Here is a 437-nt window from a genome sequence, read left to right on the forward strand (position 1 = left end):
GCAGAGATGTGGAAGTGCTCGAAAGAGAATCTGGACACAGGTGCTGCATGGCCGTCGTCAGCTCGTGTCGTGAGATGTTGGGTTAAGTCCCGCAACGAGCGCAACCCTTGCCATTAGTTGCTACGAAAGGGCACTCTAATGGGACTGCCGGTGACAAACCGGAGGAAGGTGGGGATGACGTCAGGTCCTCATGGCCCTTATGGGTAGGGCTACACACGTCATACAATGGCCGGTACAGAGGGCTGCCAACCCGCGAGGGGGAGCCAATCCCAGAAAACCGGTCGTAGTCCGGATCGCAGTCTGCAACTCGACTGCGTGAAGTCGGAATCGCTAGTAATCGCGGATCAGCTTGCCGCGGTGAATACGTTCCCGGGTCTTGTACACACCGCCCGTCACACCATGGGAGCGGGTTCTGCCAGAAGTAGTTGGCCTAACCG

General features: G+C 57.9%; 1 rRNA gene. It reads left to right on the forward strand.

Annotated elements, in window-relative coordinates:
• Window positions 1–437, forward strand: a 16S ribosomal RNA gene (locus SM757_RS35095); the annotation flags it as partial.

The organism is Azohydromonas lata (assembly GCF_034427735.1).
In the GTDB taxonomy this organism is placed as follows: domain Bacteria; phylum Pseudomonadota; class Gammaproteobacteria; order Burkholderiales; family Burkholderiaceae_C; genus Azohydromonas; species Azohydromonas lata.